Source organism: Parabacteroides sp. AF39-10AC (assembly GCF_003635405.1).
GTDB lineage: Bacteria > Bacteroidota > Bacteroidia > Bacteroidales > Tannerellaceae > Parabacteroides > Parabacteroides distasonis.
The window spans coordinates 98,994-114,632 of sequence record NZ_QTLP01000014.1 but is presented as its reverse complement, the minus strand read 5'-3'; the positions used below and the strand labels follow the sequence as shown (position 1 = coordinate 114,632).

The window sequence follows — 15,639 nt, the reverse complement described above, 5'->3', positions numbered from 1 at the left end:
GATGAAAAAAACAATATATTTAATCGGTATCGCGGCCTCGATCATGGGGGGAATCACCTCTTGTACGCTGGATGCCGAGGATTACGTAACAAAAAGTAGCGAGAACTTTCCCGCTACGACCGAGGATGCCACACAAGCGTTAGCCGGTATCTATCAGAACTTGAACCAAGTGTCCGCCACACCTGAGTGCTCTTTCCTTTATGCCGCTATGCTGGCCAGCGACGATTGTCTAGGGGGCGGAGGTCCAAACGACTTGCATATGCAATCTCTGGATATGTTGCTGAACTCCAAGCAAGACATGACCCAACAATTCTGGAAAGACCGTTACCAAGGTATTAACCGTGCGAACTCCTTGCTGGATGGTATTGAAAATATCCAACTGGCAGAATCCGACAAGAACCAGATAGAGGGAGAAGCGAAATTCCTACGCGCTTTCTATTATTACGAGCTGGCCTCCATGTACGGTCGTGTTCCTCTCACTATCACCTCACAATCCGTTGAGCCAAGCCAACCGACCGCCGCTGAGCTATGGGGACAAATCCTACAAGACCTGCGTGATGCAGCGGAAATTATGCCCGCCACTCGCAAGACGGACGGACATGTCGATAAATACACCGCCGAAGCCATGCTTGGCCGTGCTTGGTTGTTCTATACGGGTATGTATTGCAATGGAGAAGACTTGGCCGCACTGACCAGTACCACTTACTCACCGTTGACTTCCGTGGCTTTGCCCGACGGCTCCACACTGACAAAAGACCAAGTGATCGGCTACATCGACGATTGCGTTAACAATTCGGGATACTCATTGGTCACGTCGGACTTCCGCAACCTTTGGGCCTATACAAACCGGTTTACGGTAGAAGATTACGACTATACCACCGGACAGGGCCTGAAATGGGTGGAAGATGACAATGCCGTAAATCCTGAGACATTGTTCGCTATCAAATACAACAAATTAGCCGACTGGAGCACAAGCATTGGTTACGCGAATAATTTCGCCCTACACTTCGGCGTACGTGGCATGGCAGGCGTGGCCGAATCGTTCCCCTTCGGGCAAGGCTGGGGAGCCGGACCTGCCGCCCCGAACCTCGTGAACGACTGGAGAAGCTCCGAACCTAACGACAAACGTCGTGACGCATCCGTTTCGGATTGCGCCGCTTGGACCGAGCAAGGATGGGCATTCGGTGGAGGTGGTGAGTTTATCCAAGAAACTGGATACCTCTCCAAGAAATGGCTCCCTGTAGCCGCAAAGAATGGAGACGCCTACTCCGTATGTTTCGAGAACCTGATGTACGGAACCGATGGCTGGGCTCAGAATTCCGAGAACTTACAGCTAAACAATATCCACGACCTTGTGCTTATCCGTTTCGCCGATGTATTACTAATGCAATCCGAGTTGAAAGAGAACACGGATGGAATCAACCGGGTTCGCGAGAGAGCCGGCTTAAGCCCTATTTCGTCCTACTCGCTCCAAGCCCTGCAAAACGAGCGCCGTTGGGAACTCGCATTCGAGAGCATTCGATGGAACGATATCCGCCGCTGGCATATAGCCGCCGCCGCATTGGAAAAGCAGACCAACGTGAAAATATACACCAATGGCCAAGAGGACTCTAACAAGGCTCACGGAGGTGGCTACGCCACCCGATATAACGCTACCGCCGGATTCTTCAAGATACCGGAGAGCGAGGTGGATATGTCGAACGGCAGCATTGCCCAGAACGCCGGCTGGGAAGGCTCGGACAGCCAATATAACCGCTGGTAAAAACGATTTCAACAAAGTCAAACTTTTAATTAGAAAATCATGAAGAAATATAGTATAGCTATCCCGCTATTCGCGATGCTCCTCACCGCCTGCGATCCTACGATAGAGGAAGAAGGCTCCATAGCAGCGAGCATAACAGAAACGGATCTGCAAGCCCGTGTAGAGCTTACGCAAACGACGGTCGGACAAAACAAGTTCACCTTCTCCACCAATCCCACGCTGACCGTACAGGTATTGGATCAAGACGGGGCCATCCTAGCCACCGGAACCGAGGGTTCCATCATTGGCACTCCTCCCCTCACGAGCTTGACCGTCCGGGCTATGAACCAAGACGGCTCGATCGTATCTTATTCACAAGATGTGACAATTAGTGAATACGTCGACGTTCCTTCTATCTACAAGCAGCTCTTCGGTCCGGAATACAATAGCCGCACGTGGGTTTGGGATACAACGGACGCTCCTAATTACTGGGGTAATGGTGGTTATATGAGTGACAGCGGCCCGGGTTGGTGGAAATTCGAGGATATAGCGTCAGGTAATACAAACGAAGCTTTCGATAATCAATGTATTGAAAAAGGTTATCCGGATGATACCCTCGAAAAAGGATGGATGACATTCACCTTGAATGGGAAGAAAGTAGAGATGAGCCGTGGCGAAAGTGGTAACATCTCTTGGGATCTCTCTGCCATAGCCAAGGAAGGCTGGGATGTCGGCACGCTGTCATTCTCCGGTACGAATCCTTTATTAGGAGTCCAACCAAACTCGGACAACGCACCCGAGTATAATTACCACATCCTAGTATCAGATGACAACCATCTATATCTTTGCGCTCCCGAGGCTGGCGCAGGCGAAGGAGGTACGGCTTGGTTCTGGATGTTCAAGGCCAAGGAATAAGGACAAGAATTCGAGGAATAAGGGTCTAACCCCTATTCCTCTATGTTAAACTTTTAATTTATATCATTATGAAACGAGCATTTTTATTTTTAGCAGTTCTTTTATTCGCAATAACAACAGAGGTAATAGCAGCAAATGGAGTTCTAGGTCCTCATCCTATGACTTATGAAGCTGCCACTCCTAGTGGCTATGGCAAAGTCGTAGTAACTTCAAATCCAGAATATACCGGAGGATGGATTGAACTCACATCTGAAACAGGTGGTAAAAATATGATCCACGGAAGTGTAACCTATATGAGTATATGGTTCTATTTTGTTCCTAGCGGTAATTACACCGTTACAGATATGAGCGATGACCATACAGTAACAATAAATGGTTATGGCCAAATTAGCATTGGTGATGTTGTAACTTTTTATAATGGTGGACATATTGGATTTAAAACAAAAAATTAATCCTAGAATATCTTTTAATCACCACCCAAACAAAAGGCGAGGCTATCAAGTCTCGCCTTTTTATGCTATATGGCACCTTCCCTAAAAATATCCTTCTATCTGCAAAATTGACACCAAACAATCTTTATGATCAATATAAAGCACTTACTATAACACACTCATTTTACAAACGAAACAAACTAGCGAGAAAGAAATAGCCATAAAAGTACTTTTTTGTTAAAACAGAGCGTTTTTCACCTCTGATAGGCACCAAAAGCCTACACGACTGGTCGTGTTAGGCTAGGCCGATACTGCCGTTGGGCATCGTAAGTAGTCAAGAATAGGGTTATGAGTAGTCGCAAATGGGCATTCTTACCCTGTTATAACCCTATTGTAGCACCGTTTTTCTTCCCTTCCTGCCCCCAAAACATGAAATACGATGAATAAATCCCGCTAGAATAAAAGGCCGTTTTCCAGCATTGCCCTATCAACCAATCGATTGTCGCTTTTTTCTTTCGTTTTCGGGAGCATACCGCATCTTTGCCCGAAAGAATCGATTCTCCGGGACTTAAATTTACAAACTGTCACTTTGCTAAAAGACGCAAGACAAGGAGATGTCAAGTATCCGTGAAAGATGATACATCTTACAACGGTAAGATCATACATCCTACAACAGTAAGATCATACATCTTACGGCGATAAGATGCTACAACTGTATCTTGCATCCTCAATGGAAATAAGTTCGTGCATTAAACTCCATAATCAGACGTTTTAAGCTGAATAACGTCGTGAATATTGCGACGTTTCTCCTGTTCTAATGTCGCATCAAGTACTTAAAATATGTAAGCCATTATGACCGGCCGCTGACTAAAGAGAATATTTGTGCATGGCAGGCCGCATTCTTCCAACCGGTTTCAGTGAGGGCTCGCAAATAGAGATTGGCCGGTATCGCACCCATGAGGAGCATATCGTTTCCTGTATGTTTGGACGGGAGGAAGAGGGCATGCGAAACAGACGCATCCGAAAATTCTCATTCGCATCCACAAACAGCGTCTAATCCGCATCTGAAAGTTCCTCCGAAACAAGTGGCACCTATACCACTCAAATCGATTTATCCCAAGGAGATACTTACTCAATCATCCTAAACGCAGGACCTCGTAGTGTTATACCTGTCTTGAAGCTATATGCCTCAAACGGAAAAGAAGAAGCTTTTAAGGTGGTACTGAATTAGTCCCCAGACATGTCCCCATGAGAGAGTATATCTTCTCTAATACAGTCCCCACACATAGGTACAAGATCTGTATTACAAAAGAGAAAAGTTTATAGCACAAGAAAAACTTGGTGAGGGGTATATAAAAACAAACCAGATAGCTTGACGAGTCAAGGGCTACCAAAAGTAAAGAGGTAAACTATCGGGGTGCGCTTTAAGACGCAAAGTTTGCTATTTTTCTCGCCAAACCGGGAGGGATTGCCAATACTTCGGGAATCCCATATCTTTAAGTTCGAGCAGATGACAATCAGACTTAAGCAATTCTTTGATATGCTTTTTGAAGTCGCTACCGGGACTAATGATGTCAAGGATATAGGCGATACAAGAAAGCACGGCAAACAACTTGTTTGTGCGAATTTGTCCGATTGTGGTTCTATCCATAAACAGATAAAGAGTGTTGTATGGTAAGGTCACGCTGACCATAAAGCGGCGATTCCAAACGCGGCTGTGGTGAGCGCAACAGTTGCGAAGATTGGATATGGCGTGTAGCCAATTCTCCAAGATAGCCACTTTCTTCAAGCCAAATTGTTCGGTGATATCCTCTTTGCGGTTGTCTAACTTTAAGGATTGGAACAAGCGACTCAATGTGGTAAACGACACCACTTCGAGCGCCATCCAACTTGGTGGCATCGGCGGGTCATTGTATTTGGAGTTGTAATGCTTGATAAAATCCTCGTTGCTACGGTTTACGTCCGCTTCGATATGTTCCATCAAGTCGTCATAGCCGAAGCGATACAAACTTTCATCATCGTACCAATGACTATTGCCTGTGCTTTCGGCATAAACTTGTACAACCTTTGTGCGTACCGCCACTTCAATCTTTTCAATTGCATTGAAAATGAGTGAGCGCAGTCTGCGATCGAAGCAATAAAGGGCAATGATGTCCTCAAAGTGAATATCTTTACGGGTAAAGTTATGGTCGCAATCTTCACCGTTCTCTTGGAACGGATAAGTGTAAGCACGAAGCCGATAGTAGCTAATGTTGAAAAGATAAAAGGTTGCCTCGCTTTCATCATCGAAAATAAGCCCCCGTTGTTTTAGCCGTGCAATTTGCTCGGCGATAGTCAACGGCTTCTTTGTATAATCAATTTTATCGGTCAATTTTATCAGAAGTTACCATATAAAAACTCGAAGACCTCCCCGGGTGCGCTGTTCTACGGGAAGCGTGGGAGGTCATATTGCTTGCGAAGGTAATACTTTTATCTGAATCTACAAAGGTTATACAAAAAAGTATTTGTGCATTACGTTTTTTCTATAATTCAGTCCCCTGCAAGGGCAAGGCATTTTGAATAAGTAAATAGTGGTTCATCACACCATCCCCAAAGTCTCGAACATCCCTCGGTAAATAGCGGCCTTCTCCTCCAACGGCCTCGGGTAGGCACGGGAGGATGAGGGCATGCGGAACAGGCGCATCTGCCTCCCCATACAAGTGAACTCCGTGGAAGAGCCCACTTTCGGCTCCTCCGTGCCGGGCAATACGGAGAGGAGGGTATCCATCGCTTTCTGCCCGGTTACCACGATCGCCACGCATTCCGGTATCTGGGACAAGACCTTTTCCGGATCGATCGGCCGTACCACCTCAAGGAACTTATCGGAGGCGTTCGCTTTCAAGCGGATCACCTCCATGGCGGTATCACCGATCCCGATCCCCTTCTCCCGGCAGAAAGCCTTCGCCTTCTCCTCGCTGAACGCCTTCTTGTCTTGCAGGAACGCATCCTTGTTCCCATAGAAAATCAAGCCAAGGATGCGCCACATATCATTCTGGATATTCGGGTAGTAAAAATCCATGCTCCAACGAGCTTTTGGAGGCGGGAAACTTCCCAGCATCAGCAATCTCGTATTCTCCGGGAGGAAGAAGCCTAGCGGATGCAGCTCGGTGGTCATGCTTCCTTGTTCTTTTTGAGTTCCTTCTTCTGGTCCTCTTTCGCCAGAAGCACGACGTTATACACGAAGTCCGTGATCCATTGCTCGGAGTAGCCTAGTTTCTCGGCATACTTACGCACGCTCCATGCGGCCTTCTGCACGCTGATATCCTTCCACTCGGACTTGGTCAAGATATCGTGAACCGTCTTCGTCGTCATATTATACAGCAACTTCTTCACCAGCATAGAGAAGCGGAACTTCCACTGCATCAGATTGCCAAGCAAGTTGAACAAGTCATTGCAGAAACCTTGGAACATGAAGAAATACGTCTTGATATCGTTCTGGTTCTTGCAGTTCTTCTTCACCGAGCTATCGATCTCCTTGAAGAAAGCCTCGCTTAGGCCGTAATCCTCCATCAACACCTTGCGCACACGGGATTTCTCGGCGACACCCAATTTGTTATTCTGGGTCGGTATCTTCAACATGCGTTTGAACAAAGCCATATCGGCGAGCATGTTCAAGTTGGTGATACCCAAGTTCACGGCCATAACGGCTTGATAATATACACGGATTAAAGATACGAACTCCTCCACGGAACCTTTGCCGGCCTCTTCCGCCTCAGATACGTTCTTCTTGAATAGCTTAGAAATAAAATTCATCGTACGATTATTAAATAGTTTCGAGCCGCAAATATACAAAAACTTACCGCCAATGCAGAATAACTATTCAATTCTCTCCACCGTAACCTCCGGAAATTGCTCCATCAATAGCAACAGTGGACTTTCCTCCGTGTTTTTACGGGCCTTCAACACGATGCTGACGACGTACTCGTCCTTCTCCTGATGCCCCAGTCTTTTCATGTCATAGCTTACCAGCAGGAAACCTTTCTCGTAGATAACACGGGCGATCCGGTTGATCGCCTCCTTGTCGGAGGTAGAGAATACCACCAAGGAACTTCGCATCCCAATGCTTTTAAAAATAACGCTCAACAGCTCCAGCCCGGCGAGCGTCAACAAAGTGGCGGCGATACCGAGCCCGTACATGCCTGAGCCGACGGCCAGACCGATACCGGCGGTCGCCCAGATACCGGCGGCGGTAGTCAATCCCCGCACGAATTGTTTCTGGATGATGATCGTACCCGCCCCGATGAAACCGATGCCACTCACCACTTGGGCGGCCACACGGCTCGGATCGAGACTTACGCTATTCTCTAGGATGACATCTTGGAAGCCATATTGGGAGACAACCATGATCAACGCGCTACCCAACGAAACAAGGAAGTGAGTCCGGTAACCCGCCTCCTTCGCACGGTACTCACGGTCTAGCCCGACAACGGCGCCCAGAATACCTGCCACGAAAAGTCTTAGTATGAAATCCCACATCATAATCAACGATCTTTTAGGTTTTACCCCGAAAGATAGGAATTATTTATTGATTCAGCCGCCATTCACGGTGATAAGAATCGATCGCCTCCCGGACGGAGCCATGTAGGAGCAGGAGATTCTTGCTCTGCTCGTAATCCAGACGAAGCTCTTCCATGATCATACGGGTGCCACGATCCACCAATTTTTGGTTGGTCAGTTGCATGTTCACCATCCGGTTCCCCTTCACCCGGCCAAGCTTGATCATCGTGGAGGTCGTGATCATATTCAGCACCATCTTCTGGGCCGTACCGCTCTTCATCCGCGTACTTCCGGTGACGAACTCCGGACCTACTACCGGCTCGATGGCGATCTCCGCCTCCGCCGCCATCGGGGAGTCCGGGTTGCAGGAGATAGAGGCCGTCAGGATTCCCTCGGAGCGTGCCTTACGCAGGGCGCCAATCACGTAGGGAGTCGTACCCGAGGCGGCTATCCCCACCAAGGTATCGTTCGTATTGATATGATATTGTTGAAGTTCCTCCCAAGCCTTATCCAGATCGTCTTCCGCCGACTCCACTGGATTCCGGAGCGCCCGGTCACCGCCGGCGATCAAACCGATCACCAAGGTATTCGGCATACCGTACGTGGGAGGGATCTCGGAGGCGTCCAAGACACCCAAGCGACCACTCGTACCCGCCCCGATATAGAAGAGCCTACCGCCTCTCCGCATCCGCTCTACGATACGGGTTACCAGTTTCTCGATCTTCGGGATCTCCCGGCCAACGGCGATCGCCACTTTCCGGTCCTCGTTATTGATGCCTTCCAGCAACTCCCGGACAGACATCTGATCCAGATTATCGTACAACGATTCCGACTCGGTTATCTTTTGAAATGCCATAACTCATTCATTTTTTTCTTCGTTCGTAAAATGATACCGGATCAATCCGTTCATGGGAGCCTGTACGACCGTACCGACCTTCAAGTCTAAGGATAAGGCCGCAGCTTTCAATACCTCCTGATAATAATAGGCGATAGAGCCTACGAAATGAATCGGGTACGTATCAGCTCCCGGATATAACGCCACGTTACGGAGGAAAAAGCTACGGAAACTCGTATAGACCAAATTATAAATCGGTTGCTCGGTGATATTCTCCAACAAGAAACGGGATAAGGTAGCCAAGAAACGATTCGGGAAAGGTTGTTTATATACCCGCTCCAACAATAAGGCGGGCGTCAACTCATATTGATCCATAAACTTCTGAACCAAAGGCGCCGGCAACTGACGCTTCAAGCAATCCCCTACCAATAACTTCCCGAGCACGGCGCCACTACCCTCATCCCCCAGAATGAATCCCAAGGGAGAGATATGCTCCGTTATCTCCGTCCCGTCATACAGACAAGAATTCGATCCCGTCCCCAATATACAGGCGATTCCCGGACGGCTCCCGCATAAGGCACGAGCAGCCGCCATCAAGTCACTATACACCTCTATGGGAGCCGGGATATAAGGCGTAATCGCCTCTTCCACGATCCGGTTCTTCTCCGGGAAGGCGCAACCGGCGCCATAGAAGTAAATGGCATCGATCCGCTCACCCCTCAACGCAGGCAATAAGGCACCCCGGATTTCTCCGGCAATCTCCTCCCGTGTCTGGAAATAAGGATTGGTACCCGCTGTCACGACCGTACGGACCGGTCTGCCTTGATCCGCCAGGCACCACTCCGTCTTCGTAGATCCGCTATCCGCAATTAATATCATATACTTATTTAGAATATTAAGTTCTGGAGAATATATACCACCGCGCCGGACAAATATCCCGCCAAGGCCAACAGAGAGATATTCTTCAAGTACCAAATAAAATTGATCCGTTCCAAGCCCATCACGACGACTCCGGCGGCGGAACCGATGATCAACATACTTCCACCTACTCCTGCGCAATAAGCCAAGAACTGCCAGAACACGCCGTCTTGCATGAAGTTCGCCAGATAAGCCGGATCAGTCGCCGCAGCCACCATAGCGTCCGTAGCCACCGGGTACATACCGATAGCCCCCGCTACCAACGGAACATTATCCACGATAGACGATAAGGCGCCGATAATCAGGTTCACCGCATACACATTGCCTACCGTATCGTCCAGCCAGAAAGCGAAATCCGACAATACGCCGCTGCAACGCAAGGCATCCACCGCCAAAAGGATTCCGAGGAAGAATAACAAGGTCGCCCCGTCTATACGGTGAACCACCTTGGACAAACGCAATTTCAAGTCCTCGTCGATCGGTTTACGAGCGTATAGCATCTCCGTATAAAACCAAAGAATACCCACTCCCATCAAGATACCCATAAACGGGGGAAGATGAGTAACCGTCTTGAATACAGGCACGAACAATAAACACAACACACCGATGATCAAGATCGATAACTTCTCCTTATCCTTCAATTTCTTCAGCAACTCATTGTCCGCCTCCATTTGCGAGAACGCATTAGGGGGCGTCACGTTGCCATGCAAGAAACGCATGGCGATCAAGACCGGGATCAACGCCGATACGATACTCGGCAGGATCAAATGGGGGATCGTGGATGAGGTGGAGATATTTCCCCTTACCCAAAGCATGATCGTAGTCACGTCGCCGATCGGTGACCAAGCGCCACCGCTATTCGCCGCTATAATAATGATACTGCCGAACACCCACCGCTCTTTATAATTCCCGAGCAACTTACGGATCAACATGATCATGACGATCGAGGTCGTAAGGTTGTCCAACACGGCCGACATAAAGAACGTGATCACGGCAATCAACACCAGCAGTTTCTTCTTTTTCTTCGTGGTAATATGATTCGTGATAAACATGAAACCGCCATGGGCATCGATCAGCTCCACGGTTATCATCGCCCCGATCAGGAATATAAGCGTCTCGGCGATCTCTCCGATACTATCCAGAACCTGATGCTCCACGACGAACCGGGTACATTGTTCCTTAAACGTTAAAGAACCCAAAGAGGGGAACGATTCCAAGAACAAGCTGAATTCCTCTGCCGAGGCCCTCGGGATGAAAAACGGGGCTGCGTACGTGTACATAACCCATAAGACCGTACCGATAAGCAAAGCCGTTCCCGCCTTGTTTATCTTTAGAGGATGTTCCAATGCGATCATCAAATAACCGACAAGGAACACAATGACCATTGCTGTCAACATAACTTCATGATTTAGGTTTAAACGCTACAAATGTAGAAATAATAACTCTGTAACACGATAGAAAAACAGAATGTTTTTTAAGATAATTTTACCAAACATGCGAAAGGAACCGGACTACTCCGATTCCTTTCCTATTCTCTCGAGGGAAAACTATAACCCCGAGACAATTCACTCTACAACCAACATCTTATCACCCACGGAGACCTTGTCCGTCTCATTGATATACACCTCTTTCACCACTCCATCGATCGGCGTACGGATCTCGTTCTCCATCTTCATGGCAACCAATACGCAAAGCGGGTCTCCCGCCTTGACCTCATCGCCTACCTTGACATATACCTTCTGGATCACGCCCGGCATCTGGGCCTGTATGACCTGACGGCCGACCGTCTTGGAACTGGTTCTCGACAGGCGTAATTTCTTCAACTCGTCAATCACCTGTACTTGGAAATAATCACCTTTATTCTTTACCTCATAGGTGGAATCTCCAACACTGGATATTTGTACGCCATGAGATTTATGGTTCATGATGATCGAGTGGATCGTATCTCCGCCCAGATTGTAATCTACATCATAAACGGTACCGTTTACGGATACTTTCTTGATAGGCCCGTCTTCCAGAATCTCTACCTTGAACTCTGTGTCGGGAATATCGTTAACCGTGGCAAAATAAGTCGCTAAAGCCTTTGACATAATCATTCCTCCTCTCATTAAAAGTTATTGGCCAACATTTGTAACTTCCCGTAGTGCTTCCACAGGGACTCCCCTACCAGCGGAACGGTCGTCGCACGGGCGGCCGCCTCTTTCTCCTCCTCGTAATGCTTCAAGGCGGCGGCGATCACGGCGACGGTCGGGTCGCTATTCTGGCGACGCTTCAAGTCTTCCTTATCGAACTTGGTGTCGATAAAGGTCGTATCGTAATTCCCCTTCAAGAAGGTCGCATTATGCAACACACGCAGGTGGAACGGAATCGTTGTCTTGATTCCCAAGATCTTGTATTCCCGCAAGGCACGTATCATATTCGAGATGGCGGACTCACGGGTCCGGCCCCATGTGCAAAGCTTGGCGATCATCGGATCGTAATGCAAGGACACCTCGAAACCGGCGTAAGCGGCGCTATCCAGACGTACGTTACGTCCCTCGGGAGCCTCACGCACCTTGATCACGCCCGGAGAGGGCATAAAGTTATTTTCCGGGTCCTCCGCATAGATACGGCATTCCAAGGCATGCCCCCGGCAAGCCACATCTTCCTGCTTATAAGGCAGACGATTTCCTGCGGCCACCAAGATCATATCGCGAACCAAGTCCACGCCCGTTGTCTCCTCCGTCACCAGATGCTCCACTTGAAGGCGGGTATTCATCTCGAGGAAATAGAAGTTCTGGTCCTTATCCATCATGAACTCCAACGTCCCGGCACTGTAGTAACCGATTTTCTTGCAAGCCTCCACCGCTACGGCCAACATCTTCTGGCGAGCGGCCTCCTTCACGAATGGAGAGGGCGCTTCCTCGATCACTTTCTGGTTACGGCGCTGGATAGAGCACTCACGCTCATACAGATGGATCACGTTCCCATATTTATCCCCGAGTACCTGCACCTCGATGTGATGGGGGTTCTCGATATACTTCTCGATATAGATGGCGTCGTTCCCGAACGAGTTGGCAGCCTCGGAACGAGACATACGGAAAGCCGCTTCCATCTCATCCTCGCCATGCACCAAGCGCATACCCTTTCCACCGCCTCCGGCAAGCGCCTTTAGCATAATCGGATAACCCACCTCGGCGGCTACCTTCTTGGCATCCTCTATGTCCGTCACCGGTTTTTCCGTTCCGGGTACAACCGGCACACCGGCTTCTTTCATGATCTTACGGGCCTCGGTCTTGATACCCATCTTCGCGATCACGTCGGCGCTCGGGCCGATAAAGATCACGCCCTCCTCCTCGCAACGACGAGCGAAGTCGGCATTCTCCGACAAAAAGCCGTAACCCGGATGAATGGCGGCTCCTGTCTTCTTGGCGATCTCAAGGATCAAGTCCGGCTTCAAGTAAGAGGTATCCGCTTCATCTTCCGAGATGCAGTAAGCTTCCTCCGCATAACGTACATGTAATGCTCCGCGATCCACATGCGTATAGATCGCTACGGTCGGGATGTTCATCACCCGGCAGGTGCGGAATATCCGCATCGCTATCTCGCCACGATTGGCTACTAATACTTTCTTTATCATAAGGATTCGTTTTTAAAGAGGAATATTGGAATGCTTCTTCGGAGGATTGGATTGCCGTTTGTTGGCCAGCAACTCAAAACTACGGATCAAGCGGCTGCGTGTGATAGACGGCTCGATGATCTCGTCTACATAGCCTAACTCAGCGGCCCGGTACGGGTTAGCGAACTTCTCCCGGTAATCGGCTTGCAATTCCTTCCGTTTGCCTTCGGGATCTTCCGCGGTCTTCAAATCCTTACGGAACAAGATATTCACGGCACCATCCGGTCCCATGACAGCGATCTCGGCGGTTGGATAAGCGAAGTTGATATCGCCCCGGATATGCTTGGAGCTCATCACGTCGTAAGCGCCGCCGTAAGCTTTTCGGGTAATGACGGTCACTTTCGGCACGGTAGCCTCGCAATATGCGTACAATAACTTAGCGCCATGACGGATAATCCCCTCGTACTCTTGGTTCACGCCCGGCAAGAAACCCGGTACATCCACCAGCGTCAACAACGGTATATTAAACGCGTCGCAGAAACGGACGAAACGGGCCGCCTTTACGGACGCATTGATATCCAGCGTACCGGCCAATGCGGCAGGTTGATTCGCCACGACACCGATCGTCTTTCCATTCAAACGGATATAACCGATAATGATGTTCTTGGCATATTCCTCTTGTATCTCGAAGAAGTTTTGATCATCAGCCACGGAAAGGATCAGTTCCTTCATGTCGTACGGCTGGTTGGGATTGGTAGGAACCAGCAGATCCAATTGCGGATCGATGCGGTTCGGGCTATCGGTAGTAGGAACGAATGGCGGCTCTTCCATATTATTATTCGGCAAGAACGACATCAACTCACGTATCTTCAAGATACAATCCATATCGTTATCCGCCGTGCAATGAGCCACTCCGGAACGGGTGCTATGCACTTCCGAGCCTCCCAGATTCTCCATCGTAACCTCTTCTTGCGTCACGCTTTTCACGACCTCCGGGCCGGTGATAAACATATAGCTCGTTTGTTTTACCATAAAGATAAAGTCCGTCAACGCCGGCGAGTAAACCGCTCCACCCGCACACGGGCCCATAATGGCGCTAATCTGCGGGATCACGCCCGAAGCCAACGAGTTCCGGAGGAATATCTCGGCGTATCCCGCCAAGGAACGAACTCCTTCTTGAATACGTGCGCCTCCCGAATCGTTCAACCCGATCACCGGAGCGCCTAGTTCCGTTGCCATGTCCATGATCTTACAGATCTTACGGGCATACGTCTCGGACAAGGCTCCACCGAATACCGTGAAGTCCTGAGCGAAAACAAATACCGTGCGTTGCCCGATCATTCCGTAACCGGTGACCACGCCATCCCCTAATGGACGCTGTTTTTCTAAACCGAACTCATGGCACGTATGTGTCACGAACTTGTCGATTTCCACGAAACTACCTTTTTCCAATAGTAGTTCGATTCTTTCTCTAGCGGTTAGTTTACCTGCCGCATGTTGCTTCGCAATGCGGTCTTCTCCGCCCCCTAACTCAGCTTTGTGGTTGAGAGCTTTTAATTGTTCAATTTTTTCCTTCATGGCGTATCTCTTTAATTATCCGGGAAACGTTCAATATATTAGAAAACAAAGTCTGTAAATGTATTGTTTCCTAAAGAAACGAAATGTATCATATATTACATCTATCGCCCGATCAATGAGATCTATCAAGAAGGATATTTTTTAGTAAATACTGAAATCTTGCGGCTTGATCACGAAACCGATCCGCAGCATGCTTTTGTATTGATTGTATTCCAAAAGGTTCTCACCGTAACCATTATAATATTGCAGGAAGAAATATTGGTTCTCGTTATTATTAAACTTATAGCTCAACTCGATCTGAGTGTTAAAGCTGAACCAAGTCTTTCGTTTGGTCAAGATAACCCCGCAGTTAAAGCGCCTGTTGTCTGTCCGGTAATTAGCGGCTACTTGGAATATACCATTATATTTAAGGATGTCTTTATTTTCCTTGCCGTCCACGATCGGTATCCAGCCCTTGAATTGAACTTCCCAGTTCTTATTCAACAGGACAGCCGCCGCTAGGGTGATCTTGTTCCAACTTCGGGAGAAGATGCTATCTTTACCGTTCGACTCGTGCTCGACCATCAAATAGCCTTTCCCGATATATTTATTCTTATGCACGATAAGGTGCCCCAAACCGATACCCGGATTAAAATTCAAGTCGCGCATCGGCAAGGACTCTTGAAAGACATTCCAAAAAGCCTTTTGCGTGTATTGCAAGAAAAGATAGGTATCGAAGGGGAGTTTACTTTTCGTAAGACGCTGGGCGATGCTCAACTGGAATTTAACGTCGGAGTTTCTCGCCGTAGGCTTGTTGCCGATAGGGATACCGCCAATAAAATAATTGTCCTTGAATAAGGTAAAATAAGGTGACTTATCCAAAATCGCACGAATACTATCCGCATTATAACTCTCTTCCGGCCCTTTCGCTAAAACTTGCGAATGTGCCATACCGCAAACAAGAAGGAAGAGAAAGGATATAATCGTTTTTTTCATAAATGATCTTAAATTATAAATGTGTCCGCGAATATAGGGGAAACGGCAGTTGGCTTTATCGCCCAAATTACATGAATAATGGTCATTTCACCTATGAATATAATATATAAAC

The 15,639-nt window shown here is 48.4% G+C and carries 14 protein-coding genes and 1 pseudogene; 4 read left to right on the top strand and 11 right to left on the bottom strand.

The annotated features are described in order from the left end of the window. The first annotated feature begins 1 nt into the window (after position 1). The 4 genes and pseudogenes from DW033_RS13995 to DW033_RS13975 form a co-directional block, all read left to right on the top strand. On the top strand, positions 2 to 1,762 hold the full coding sequence (locus tag DW033_RS13995) for a RagB/SusD family nutrient uptake outer membrane protein (protein WP_122297633.1): 1,761 nt from the start codon (positions 2 to 4) through the stop codon (positions 1,760 to 1,762). Positions 1,763 to 1,801: 39 nt separating this feature from the next. Beyond that, positions 1,802 to 2,656: a hypothetical protein gene (locus tag DW033_RS13990; RefSeq protein WP_122297634.1), complete on the top strand. Its 855-nt coding sequence runs from the start codon at positions 1,802 to 1,804 to the stop codon at positions 2,654 to 2,656. 68 nt (positions 2,657 to 2,724) lie between these two features. Next, on the top strand, positions 2,725 to 3,108 hold the full coding sequence (locus DW033_RS13985; RefSeq protein ID WP_048928325.1) for a hypothetical protein: 384 nt from the start codon (positions 2,725 to 2,727) through the stop codon (positions 3,106 to 3,108). Positions 3,109 to 3,920: 812 nt separating this feature from the next. After that, positions 3,921 to 4,084, top strand: a pseudogene (locus tag DW033_RS13975) (Fic family protein); the annotation flags it as partial. A gap of 444 nt (positions 4,085 to 4,528) precedes the next feature. On the opposite strand, the gene DW033_RS13970 reads toward DW033_RS13975, so the two are convergent. The 11 genes from DW033_RS13970 to DW033_RS13920 all read right to left on the bottom strand — a co-directional run bounded on the left by DW033_RS13970 (position 4,529) and on the right by DW033_RS13920 (position 15,527). Continuing rightward, on the bottom strand, positions 4,529 to 5,458 hold the full coding sequence (locus DW033_RS13970) for an Abi family protein (RefSeq protein ID WP_303247155.1): 930 nt from the start codon (positions 5,456 to 5,458) through the stop codon (positions 4,529 to 4,531). A 207-nt stretch (positions 5,459 to 5,665) separates the two neighbouring features. Continuing rightward, complete coding sequence (locus DW033_RS13965) at positions 5,666 to 6,241, bottom strand: uracil-DNA glycosylase family protein (protein ID WP_122297635.1); 576 nt, start codon at positions 6,239 to 6,241, stop codon at positions 5,666 to 5,668. Further along, entirely contained in the window at positions 6,238 to 6,879 is a 642-nt protein-coding gene (locus DW033_RS13960; RefSeq protein ID WP_005855249.1) for a hypothetical protein, read from the bottom strand. Before DW033_RS13960 ends, DW033_RS13965 begins: the two co-directional genes overlap by 4 nt. Positions 6,880 to 6,942: 63 nt before the next feature. Continuing rightward, positions 6,943 to 7,605: an MgtC/SapB family protein gene (locus tag DW033_RS13955; RefSeq protein ID WP_005855247.1), complete on the bottom strand. Its 663-nt coding sequence runs from the start codon at positions 7,603 to 7,605 to the stop codon at positions 6,943 to 6,945. A 43-nt stretch (positions 7,606 to 7,648) separates the two neighbouring features. Then, positions 7,649 to 8,479 carry an N-acetylmuramic acid 6-phosphate etherase gene (murQ, locus tag DW033_RS13950; RefSeq protein WP_005855245.1) on the bottom strand — a complete coding sequence of 277 codons (831 nt, stop codon included), beginning with the start codon at positions 8,477 to 8,479 and terminating at the stop codon, positions 7,649 to 7,651. A 3-nt stretch (positions 8,480 to 8,482) separates the two neighbouring features. Beyond that, positions 8,483 to 9,337: an ATPase gene (locus DW033_RS13945; RefSeq protein WP_005865617.1), complete on the bottom strand. Its 855-nt coding sequence runs from the start codon at positions 9,335 to 9,337 to the stop codon at positions 8,483 to 8,485. Between the two features lie 8 nt (positions 9,338 to 9,345). Continuing rightward, a complete protein-coding gene (gene nhaD, locus DW033_RS13940) occupies positions 9,346 to 10,773 on the bottom strand; it encodes a sodium:proton antiporter NhaD (protein WP_122297636.1) in 1,428 nt (475 codons plus the stop codon). Between the two features lie 168 nt (positions 10,774 to 10,941). Beyond that, positions 10,942 to 11,466, bottom strand: a complete 525-nt coding sequence (locus DW033_RS13935) for a biotin/lipoyl-containing protein (protein ID WP_036611924.1) — start codon at positions 11,464 to 11,466, stop codon at positions 10,942 to 10,944. A gap of 17 nt (positions 11,467 to 11,483) precedes the next feature. Further along, on the bottom strand, positions 11,484 to 12,995 hold the full coding sequence (gene accC / locus DW033_RS13930; protein WP_122382848.1) for an acetyl-CoA carboxylase biotin carboxylase subunit: 1,512 nt from the start codon (positions 12,993 to 12,995) through the stop codon (positions 11,484 to 11,486). A 12-nt stretch (positions 12,996 to 13,007) separates the two neighbouring features. Then, positions 13,008 to 14,552: an acyl-CoA carboxylase subunit beta gene (locus DW033_RS13925; protein ID WP_005855235.1), complete on the bottom strand. Its 1,545-nt coding sequence runs from the start codon at positions 14,550 to 14,552 to the stop codon at positions 13,008 to 13,010. A gap of 141 nt (positions 14,553 to 14,693) precedes the next feature. After that, entirely contained in the window at positions 14,694 to 15,527 is an 834-nt protein-coding gene (locus tag DW033_RS13920) for a phospholipase A (RefSeq protein ID WP_005855233.1), read from the bottom strand. Positions 15,528 to 15,639 lie beyond the last annotated feature (112 nt).

Coding starts and splice junctions, on each gene's coding strand:
- DW033_RS13985 (WP_048928325.1), top strand. CDS start 2,725: ATGAAACGAGCATTTTTATTTTTAGCAGTTCTTTTATTCGCAATAACA.
- DW033_RS13935 (WP_036611924.1), bottom strand. CDS start 11,466: ATGTCAAAGGCTTTAGCGACTTATTTTGCCACGGTTAACGATATTCCC.
- DW033_RS13990 (WP_122297634.1), top strand. CDS start 1,802: ATGAAGAAATATAGTATAGCTATCCCGCTATTCGCGATGCTCCTCACC.
- accC (WP_122382848.1), bottom strand. CDS start 12,995: ATGATAAAGAAAGTATTAGTAGCCAATCGTGGCGAGATAGCGATGCGG.
- DW033_RS13955 (WP_005855247.1), bottom strand. CDS start 7,605: ATGATGTGGGATTTCATACTAAGACTTTTCGTGGCAGGTATTCTGGGC.
- DW033_RS13960 (WP_005855249.1), bottom strand. CDS start 6,879: ATGAATTTTATTTCTAAGCTATTCAAGAAGAACGTATCTGAGGCGGAA.
- DW033_RS13995 (WP_122297633.1), top strand. CDS start 2: ATGAAAAAAACAATATATTTAATCGGTATCGCGGCCTCGATCATGGGG.
- murQ (WP_005855245.1), bottom strand. CDS start 8,479: ATGGCATTTCAAAAGATAACCGAGTCGGAATCGTTGTACGATAATCTG.
- nhaD (WP_122297636.1), bottom strand. CDS start 10,773: ATGTTGACAGCAATGGTCATTGTGTTCCTTGTCGGTTATTTGATGATC.
- DW033_RS13920 (WP_005855233.1), bottom strand. CDS start 15,527: ATGAAAAAAACGATTATATCCTTTCTCTTCCTTCTTGTTTGCGGTATG.
- DW033_RS13965 (WP_122297635.1), bottom strand. CDS start 6,241: ATGACCACCGAGCTGCATCCGCTAGGCTTCTTCCTCCCGGAGAATACG.
- DW033_RS13945 (WP_005865617.1), bottom strand. CDS start 9,337: ATGATATTAATTGCGGATAGCGGATCTACGAAGACGGAGTGGTGCCTG.
- DW033_RS13925 (WP_005855235.1), bottom strand. CDS start 14,552: ATGAAGGAAAAAATTGAACAATTAAAAGCTCTCAACCACAAAGCTGAG.